The organism is Arthrobacter sp. M4 (genome assembly GCF_020251205.1).
GTDB lineage: Bacteria > Actinomycetota > Actinomycetes > Actinomycetales > Micrococcaceae > Arthrobacter.
This window is the reverse complement of sequence record NZ_JAIWYX010000015.1, coordinates 62,307-70,920: the sequence shown is the minus strand read 5'-3', so window position 1 is coordinate 70,920 and position 8,614 is coordinate 62,307. Positions and strand designations below refer to the sequence as shown.

Here is an 8,614-nt window from a genome sequence, read left to right as displayed (position 1 = left end):
CCGATGGTACTGCACCCGCCAGGGTGTGGGAGAGTAGGACACCGCCGGACAACCATTCAGGTCGAGGGCCCCGCACCCAGGTGCGGGGCCCTCCCACACTTAACACCCACCACCCACCCCAACCCCCGCCCCGGCCTAGGCCCGCGTGGCTGGGGTCGCCCTTAGTAGCGGGAGGGACCTGATCCGGAGCGTGGTGATGCCCTGAAGGTTCCAGGACATGTCCTCCAAGACCTTAAATCGCCTAGCCACACCCTCAACTGGGCGTCCTGCGCCGGAGTGTGCGGACCTGGCATGGCAGCACTAATGGCAGTCCAATCAGCGGCCGCAGCGCTCCCGAGTAGGCCGCCAGCGGCCCTTGTCAGTAGGCCGCAAGCCGCCCTGGTTAGTAGGCCGAAGCCGCCCTTGTGAGTAGGCCGCAAAAGGACTCCCAAGAACTCCTCAAATGCCGCAAGGTGCTAATTACAGGGCCAGCCGAGCGGTCGCCGTCGTACTCCAAATGGGCACGCGAGCGCCTACCGCCGGTGGGCCGACAGCGAAAAGCGGCCCAAAAAGCCCCAAAAATGCCCCAAATTGCCCGAAAAATCGCGGAAACTCGCGGAATTTACTGGCCCTCGAGGGACAAACTGGTAAGTTTCAGAACAGTGGCTTGCACGCACGCCGCGTACAAGCTCGATATCCGTAGATGTCCAGGAGGACCAAATGGCTAAGAACCGTAGTGAACTGGTTGCCGAGGTAGCAGGTAAGGCCGGCACCAGCCAGGCTGCTGTCAACACCGTGCTCGACGCACTGTTCGAGGTTTTCGAGACTTCTGTCGCCAACGGCGAGAAGATCACCATCCCCGGTTGGCTCGCTGTCGAGCGCACCGACCGCGCTGCACGCACCGGCCGCAACCCGCAGACCGGCGAAACCATCCAGATCGCAGCTGGCCACAGCGTCAAGCTCACCGCTGGTTCCAAGCTGAAGGCAGCTGTCGCCAAGAAGTAACCACACTTCGGCGAGGACTCGTCCAACGGGCGGCAACCTGAGGGTTGCCGCCCGTTTTGCATTTGCGCCAGAGCGCGGCCTGATTCGTGTGGCGTGCCGCACGAAGGTCCAGCCGATTCGCTGCTACGCCAGCGGTGGCGGAGAATAGATAGGTGCCTGCAGCAAGAAGTTCCGCCACCACACCCCGCCCCGCTCCTTCCGCGGGATCCAGGCTGGGCGTAGACGAACGCGGGATCCCTCTGGCCTGGCAGCTGATCGGTTTCGGCGTGCTTCTGCTGGCCTTGGTCGCGGCACTGATCTTCTCCGGCGCGGCCGTAGCCCGCCAGGTCTCCGACCCCGGCGCCCTGGTTCGGTGGGGACTCCCCATCGCCAAGGCCGTCCACAACATCTCGATCGCCACGGTCGTCGGCGGTTTGATTTTCGCCGTCGGGATTTTGCCGCGCACACTGGGGACCCGTCGCCCCGGCCGAGCCTCCCAAGGACGTACGACGGCGGCAGGCGCCTCTGGCGGGCGGCCCGCTGACGCTTCGGTTGCCGGGGCGGACGAGCATCCGGCCTTCACCCGCGCGCTGGCCGTGGCTGCGGCTGCAGGCGCGGCGTGGACGTTGTCCGCCGTCGCGGTCCTGGTGCTGACCTACGCCGACGTTGCCGGGCAAGGACTCTCAGGCGACGCTGAATTTACGCGCGCCCTGGTGTACTTCATGACGGACATCGAGACGGGCCGGGCCTGGCTGGTGGTGACCATCATTGCGGCCGTCGTGACGACGGCCTTGTTCGGCGTCCGCTCGCTCACGGGCCTGGCCTTGACGCTGGTCCTGTCCCTGCTGGGGCTGGTGCCGGTAGCGCTGATCGGCCACTCGTCCAGCAGCAGCGACCACGAAGGTGCCATCAACTCGCTGGGACTCCACCTTGTTGGTGTTTCAACATGGGTGGGCGGCATCATCATGCTCGCCGTCCTTTCCGGTGTGTTGGCCCGACCGCGGGACATCACGTCCCAGACGCTGCGCAGGTTCTCGTCCCTGGCAGGCTTCGCCTTCTTCTTGGTCTTTGCTTCCGGCGTTATCAACGCCGCCATCCGGGTAACCAGTCCAGCTGAATTGTTCGGTTCGGCCTATGGCCAGCTCATCCTGGCGAAGTCCCTCGCCGCATTGGTGCTGGGCGGCATTGGCCTGATGCACCGCCAATGGGTCATTCCGCAGCTCGACAACGGCAAGCTCTCGCCTCGCCGGGTGCTGTGGCAGCTGGTGCTCGCCGAACTCCTGGTGATGGGCGCGACGTCGGGACTCGCCGTCGCGCTGGGCCGTTCGGCACCGCCGCAGCCCACCACCTACGCGCCGGATGCGTCCCCTGCGTTCATCCTTTCCGGCTATGAACTCCCGCCGGAGCTGACGCCGACGCGCTGGCTGACCGAGTGGCGCCTCGACTGGCTGTGGATCGCTGTTGTGGTCTTCGGAGCGGTTTCCTACCTGCTCGGCCTCCGCAAGGTGCTTCGCCGCGGAGACACGTGGCCGTGGTTCCGTACCGTCAACTGGCTGATCGGGCTGATCGTCCTCACCTACATCACGTCCGGACCGCCCGCGGTGTACGGCCGGGTGCTGTTCTCCGCGCACATGGTGGACCATATGGCGTTGACCATGGTGGCTCCGATCTTCCTTGTCCTCGGCGCCCCAGTCACACTGGCACTGCGCGCCTTGCCCAGCAGGCCGGGTGCGCGCTCGGACGACGCGGGCGCTCCTGCGCGTGGCGCCGGTGATGGTTCCCGGGGCTTGCGTGAATGGCTCCTGTTTTTTGTGCACTCGCGTTTCTCCCAGGTTGTCACGCATCCATTGTTCGCTGCGGCGAACTTCGCGGGTTCGATCGTGCTCTTCTACTACTCGGATGCCTTCGGCTTCGCGATGCGGGAGCACGTTGGCCACGAGCTGATGAACTTGCACTTCATTCTCACCGGCTACATTTTCGTGCTGAGCATGATCGGCACAGACCCGCTGCCGCGCCGTGCGCCGTACCCCCTCAGGCTTCTCTTGCTGCTGGCTACCATGGGCTTCCACGCCTTCTTCGGCGTCGCAGTCATGGGTGGAACCAACCTCCTGGCCGCGGACTACTTCGGCAACCTCGGCCGCGCATGGGGCGCATCCGCCCTCGCTGACCAGCAAGTGGGTGGCGCGGCAGCCTGGGGCATCGGCGAGGTTCCGACGCTCCTGGTGGCAATCGGCGTCGCGATCATGTGGTCCCGTTCGGACGAACGGGAGACCCGCCGCCGCGATCGCGCAGCGGAGAGGAATAACGACGCCGAACTAGCCGCTTACAACGATATGTTTGCCCGTTTGGCCGAACGCGACGCCACACTGGACCAACGGGCTGCCGGCAAGACCGGCACAACCGGCTCGACTGCCGGAAAACCGGGCACCAAACCCACGGAAGGACGCTCATGAGCGAATCAGTACGCACGCACCTGCGGGTCCGGGCCTCCGAGCTTGTTGGCCGAGGCTGGCTCAACACCGGCGGCAAAACCCTCGACCTGGAGGCGCTGCGCGGAAAGATCGTTCTCCTGGATTTTTGGACTTTCTGCTGCATCAACTGCCTGCACGTCCTGGACGAGCTGCGTCCCTTGGAAGAGAAATACTCCGACGTGCTGGTCACCGTGGGCGTGCATTCGCCCAAGTTCGAGCACGAGGCCGATCCTGTGGCCCTGGCTGCTGCCGTTGAACGCTACGAGATCCACCACCCGGTCCTGGATGACCCGGAGCTGGACACGTGGAAGGCCTACACTGCGCGCGCCTGGCCCACGCTTGTAGTCATTGACCCCGAGGGCTACATCGTGGCCCACCTCTCGGGCGAAGGCCACGCTGGCGGCCTCGGTGTCCTCCTCGAGGAACTCGTCGCCGAGCACGAAGCCAAGGGGACCCTCCACCGCGGTGACGGTCCATACGTTGCCCCGGAGCCGACGTCGGGCACTCTGCGTTTCCCCGGCAAGGCGACCCGGCTGGAGAACGGCAACTACTTGGTGGTGGACTCCGGCCACCACCGGCTGGTGGAGCTCCAGCCGGACCTGCATACCGTTGTCCGCACCTTTGGTTCCGGTACCAAGGGGTACGCCGACGGGGCCTCGGACGCGGCACGCTTCAATGAGCCGCAGGGCGTCGCCTTGCTGCCCGCAGCCGTCGCTGAACGCGTTGGCTACGACGCGATTGTGGCTGACACTGTGAACCACCGCCTGCGTGGCCTCTCGCTGCAGACGGGCGAGGTGCGCACCGTCGCAGGCAACGGCATCCAGCGCCTGCTCGACGCCGGCCCAGCCCGGGTGAACGGTTCCGGCGCCGGGACGTGGGCCAAGTCCGCCGAGGAGGCTGGATCGGAAGCTGCCGAACATCACCCGGCGGACTTCGCCGGTGACGCGTTCGACGTCGGACGGCTGGGTCCCGGCCTGTCCGTGTCCCTGTCTTCCCCGTGGGATCTGGTGTGGAGCGAGAAGCTGCAGGGCGTGGCGATCGCTATGGCTGGCACGCATCAGCTGTTCGTCTTTGACCCTGTGACATCCGTGGTGTCCATCCTGGCCGGATCTGGACTCGAAGGACTCTTGGACGGGCCTGCCGAGGAAGCCTGGTTCGCCCAGCCATCGGGCGTGTCCGTGGATGCGGCAGGAAACATTTGGGTTGCCGACTCGGAGACATCTGCGTTGCGCCGGCTTGTCCTGGAGAACGGCAGGGTGCGCGTCGAGACAGTTGTGGGCAAAGGCCTGTTCGATTTTGGGTTCCGCGACGGGGCGGCTGCTGATGCCCGGCTCCAGCACCCCTTGGGTGTGACTGTCCTTCCCGACGGCTCGGTGGCTGTTGCCGATACCTACAACGGAGCCGTTCGTCGTTTCGATCCCGCGTCGGGCACGGTGTCCACCCTGACGCGCGGACTGGCCGAGCCCAGTGACGTGGTCGTGGTCCAGCCCAACGGTTCAGATCCGCTGCTCCTTGTGGTGGAGAGCAACAAGCATCAACTGGTCCTGGTGCCCATTCCCAAGGAAGCCCAGCAGGTGGATGAGGGCGCGTCACAGACGCACAGGCCCAAGAGCCCGTTCGCGCCCGGACTCCTGGACCTCAAAGTGCGCTTCACCGCTCCCACCGGGCAGAAGCTGGACGATCGCTGGGGCGATCCTACCCAGTTGAAGATTTCCTCGACTCCGCCTGAGCTTCTGGTAGCTGGCTCAGGCACCTTGGAGGGCTTGGAGCGGACGCTGGAACTCTCTGGGGACATCAGCGAGGGCGTCCTGCACATCACCGCACGGGCAGCTGCCTGCGATGGACCGGAAACCGAGGACGGGGAGATTCCGGATCACGCTGCATGCCATCTGTACCAGCAGGACTGGGGCATCCCGGTTGTGTTGCAGGCCGACGGTGACACGGAGCTGGTGCTGGACCTGCGGGGGATGGACTGAGTTTGTGAAGCCCTCACGGGAGTAGCCCGGGATTGAAGGCCTGATCGCCGGTCTGACCGGCCTAGGATTCTCCACTTTCTTCAATCTTGGGCTGCTTCGGTCAAGGCCTTGTCCACATAACAAGTCCGGGTTGTCGCGAACTCCTGGCGTCAAGCAATCAAAGTGGGCAAATGGATGTCCATACGAGGATGTTGTCCACCACCCGGGGCAGCTGCTGGCACACGTGCAGGAGGTGCTGGCAAGGGGTTCATTGCGCTGGCCAGTGTGGAACTAGCCCAGTTTTGGCGGCCAAGTCAGCCGTCAGTCCAGCAGGGGCGCGTGGTTGCTCTTCAAAGTTGGGCTACTCCGGACGCGAAGGCATGCTAAGGCTAGCGTCAGCTCAGTAGCTCAGCAGCGGTGTCACAGTGACCGTGTTGTCCGAGATGTCCAAGCGCGTGGTGAAACTGAAGTCGTGAACCACATCCAGGTCAAGGGCGAGGCCCGTGAAGAGGTCGATCTCACGGGCCGTCAGCCTTGCCTTGCCGTTCAGCGGGGAGATCACCCACTTGCCGCCGTAGGGCTCGATGCTGATTTTCGGGTATTCGGTGATCTGCCACTTGATGGTGCCATCCACAACCCGGCTTCCCGTGGCGTGGTAGAACGGGCAGTCAGGCTGGAGCTTCTGAAGTTTGGTGGCTTCAGCGGCGCACTGGTCCAGGAATTCCTTGACCTTGGCTGAAACTGCATCGTTCATGGCCTTGGTGGAGCGAGTCATCAAGTCCAGCGGAGGTTGGGCGGCGTCCCGTGCAGTGACATTGACCTTGGTTGCCGGCGCCTCGAACAATTCGCCGTTGAGGCTCGCCTCGTACTGGCCTGGGTAGAAGACGGCGAAGGTGTTGTGCCCGTTGGGCAGGTTGACCGGGACGCCGTTCAGGGACGCTTGGCTGCCATTGACCACGGTGGCGTCGACTGTGGGCAATTGTGACGGCACAAATGACCATTTCCCGAAGAAAAGCCATTCGGTGCCGGTTCGTTCCAAGAGGAATTCAGTGTGCTCCGGGTTTCCGTCGATGGTGTAATCCATTGGGACCATCACCTGGTTGCTGGCGCGTTTTTCAGCATTTCCCAGTTTGATGTCGTTGATTTTGCTCGCGGCGGTTTGCAGTGCCGTACCGTCCAGCATGGCGGCGTTGGCATCCGGAACAGTTGCCCGCAAAAGTCCGAGCGCTTCCCCGCCTTTGCCGGCTTTAAGGGCGTCAATGTACTCCCTGACCGGCTGTTGCGGGCTGGCCACGGAATTGCTGACAAGATTGACGGAAACGGCAGCGGCGGCGGCAGCAAGCATTAGACCAAGCAGCCATCCGGCTGCGGTCTTAACGATCGCTTGACTCAACTGCACGCCCTTTACCCTACCGGTCATGGCGCGAATAGCTGCGACACGGCCTCCCAGGATGACATTCCCGGAAGGGCAGGGGTTAGCGTCGGCGCCGGGAGGAAGTACCGAAAACGCCTCGGATGAGTTCGCGCCCCAACTGGGTACCGAGCGATCGTGCCATGTTCCTCAGACCGCCCCCGAGTGCCCCGCCTAGTACCCCTGCCAAGTCGCCCAGCATCCCTTCCTGCGGTCCCGGTGATGGGGCCGGCACCGGCGGGAGCGGCGCACTGCCTGCCGGTGATGAAGGGTACGACGACGGAACTGGCCTGCTGCTCGGACGGCCGAGGATCTCTTCCTCGATGCGGCGGGCTTCGGCGTCGATGGCGGCCTGATCCATCGGACCGCCGACTGGACTGGTTACCGGAGCGCTGGCCTCGGCACCGGGGCTGGACGGTACCGGCGGCAGGCCGGGCGCTGCGGCCCCGGTGGATGCCGCTCCCTTGCCAGTGAGCTTTTCGTAGGCTGTGAGGTTATCGACGGCCGTGCCGTACTTGACCAGGAGCGCCGAAGCGGCCACGGTGCTGCGCACCAAAGCGTCGTCGCTTGGTCCCATGAGGGATTCCGGCGCGCGCAGCTTGGTCAATGCAACGGGCGTGGGGGCGCCACGCTCATTCATGACAGTGATGACGGCCTCGCCGATGCCCGCAGTAGTGAGGGTTTCCTCAAGGTCGTAGTCGCTCATGGGGAAGGTGGATACTGTGGCCTTCAGCGCTTTGGCGTCCTCTGGGGTGAAGGCGCGGAGGGCGTGCTGCACCCGGTTTGCCAGCTGACCGAGAACATCCGAGGGGACATCTTTGGGCGTCTGGGTGACGAAGAAGATGCCGACTCCCTTGGAACGGATCAGCCGGACAGTGGTAGTGATTGCTTCCAGGAACGCCTTGGATGCGTCGTTGAAAAGAAGGTGGGCTTCGTCCAGGAAGAACACGAGCTTCGGCTTATCCAGGTCGCCGGCCTCGGGAAGTTCCTCGAACAAGTCGGCGAGCAACCACATGAGGAATGTGGAGAACAGCATCGGCTTGGACTGCAGCGTGGGCAATTCCAGGCAAGAGATAACTCCCCGGCCGTCCGGCGCGGTCCTGAGGAGTTCGGCGGTGTCGAATTCCGGCTCTCCGAAAAACTTTTCCATGCCTTGGGCTTCGAGCGTAACCAATTCGCGAAGAATGACTCCGGCCGTCGCCTTTGAGAGGCCGCCGAGTTCCGTCAGCTGCGATTTTCCTTCGTCCGAAATCAGGAATTGGATCACGGCCCGGAGATCCTTGAGGTCCACGAGTTCCAAATCATTCTTGTCGGCAAAATGGAAAATGAGCTGCAAACTGGATTCCTGCGTCTCGTTGAGCTCCAAAATCCTGGACAACAAGATAGGCCCGAAAGACGTGATGGTGGCGCGGATGGGAATTCCGTTTCCGTCACCGCCGAGGCACAGGAATTCCACCGGGAAGTTCTTTGCCTGCCACTGCTGGCCGAGGCTCTCGGTGCGTGCCAGCAGCTTCTCGCCGGCTGTGGCAGCAGTTGCCAGTCCCGACAAATCACCCTTGATGTCTGCCAGAAACACCGGAACGCCGGCGGAAGACAATTGCTCGGCGATCATGTGCAGCGTGACCGTTTTGCCTGTACCGGTGGCACCGGCAACCAGGCCGTGGCGATTCATCATGGACAGCGGCAGCCGGACCTGCGCTTCTTTGCGGACTTCGCCGTCTACAATGGCGGCGCCAAGCTCGATGGTCGCGCCCGTCAGCGTGTAGCCCAGCTGGATGGTGGCGAGCTTTTCGGCAGTGGTTTTGGTGGCCATG

General features: G+C 63.8%; 5 protein-coding genes. 3 read left to right on the top strand and 2 right to left on the bottom strand.

The features are described 5' to 3' along the window. Positions 1-699: 699 nt before the first annotated feature. From LD110_RS19515 to LD110_RS19505, 3 genes are all read left to right on the top strand, one after another. Positions 700-984, top strand: coding sequence for an HU family DNA-binding protein (locus tag LD110_RS19515; protein ID WP_225501312.1), 285 nt, complete (start codon positions 700-702; stop codon positions 982-984). Positions 985-1,196: 212 nt separating this feature from the next. Further along, the gene (locus LD110_RS19510; RefSeq protein WP_263855377.1) at positions 1,197-3,416 is read left to right on the top strand and encodes a bifunctional copper resistance protein CopD/cytochrome c oxidase assembly protein; all 2,220 of its coding nucleotides are present in this window, start codon (positions 1,197-1,199) and stop codon (positions 3,414-3,416) included. Next, a complete protein-coding gene (locus tag LD110_RS19505) occupies positions 3,413-5,410 on the top strand; it encodes an NHL domain-containing thioredoxin family protein (RefSeq protein ID WP_225501308.1) in 1,998 nt (665 codons plus the stop codon). Before LD110_RS19510 ends, LD110_RS19505 begins: the two co-directional genes overlap by 4 nt. Before the next feature lie 379 nt (positions 5,411-5,789). Here LD110_RS19505 and LD110_RS19500 read toward each other — a convergent pair whose 3' ends face one another. Beyond that, positions 5,790-6,809, bottom strand: a complete 1,020-nt coding sequence (locus LD110_RS19500) for a hypothetical protein (protein WP_225501306.1) — start codon at positions 6,807-6,809, stop codon at positions 5,790-5,792. A 55-nt stretch (positions 6,810-6,864) separates the two neighbouring features. After that, a complete protein-coding gene (locus tag LD110_RS19495; RefSeq protein WP_225501304.1) occupies positions 6,865-8,613 on the bottom strand; it encodes a helicase HerA-like domain-containing protein in 1,749 nt (582 codons plus the stop codon). Between the last annotated feature and the right edge of the window lies 1 nt (position 8,614).